General features: G+C 37.0%; 1 rRNA gene. It reads left to right on the top strand.

Features of this window, described 5'->3' with window-relative positions:
* Positions 1–505 precede the first annotated feature (505 nt).
* Positions 506–691, top strand: a 16S ribosomal RNA gene (locus tag ASC72_RS11150); the annotation flags it as partial.

A 691-nucleotide genomic window follows, 5' to 3' on the forward strand; every position in this document is an offset into this window, starting at 1 on the left:
ATTTTTTTTCAAAAAAGATTCCAAAAAGCTTGTGAGATTTGAAAACGGATGTTACATTTGCACCCCGCAAAACATTGGAAAGTTCATTGATAGATTGGTAAGGTTTAAGAAGAAATGGAAATGAAAATTTTCCAAAAAAAAACTTCAAAAAACATTTGCCGGTTTGAAATAAGTTTTCTACTTTTGCACCCGCTTTGAGAGACAAGCGAAATTAAAAAGAAGACACGTTCGTAGACATATTGAATTGACAGCCGTTTTAACAGAGATGTTAGGACAAAAGAATAAGAGTAATGGAATCNGAAATAAGTTTTCTACTTTTGCACCCGCTTTGAGAGACAAGCGAAATTAAAAAGAAGACACGTTCGTAGACATATTGAATTGACAGCCGTTTTAACAGAGATGTTAGGACAAAAGAATAAGAGTAATGGAATCGAGAGATTCGAAAAGAACCGATAGAGAAAACATCAAATAATAATTAGTCTTAAGCAATTAAGGCAAACAATATACGATGAAGAGTTTGATCCTGGCTCAGGATGAACGCTAGCGGCAGGCTTAACACATGCAAGTCGAGGGGTATAAGTCTTCGGATTTAGAGACCGGCGCACGGGTGCGTAACGCGTATGCAATCTACCTTTTACAGAGGGATAGCCCAGAGAAATTTGGATTAATACCTCATAGCATAGCAGCTTCG

This window comes from Flavobacterium sp. Root420 (assembly GCF_001427905.1).
In the GTDB taxonomy this organism is placed as follows: domain Bacteria; phylum Bacteroidota; class Bacteroidia; order Flavobacteriales; family Flavobacteriaceae; genus Flavobacterium.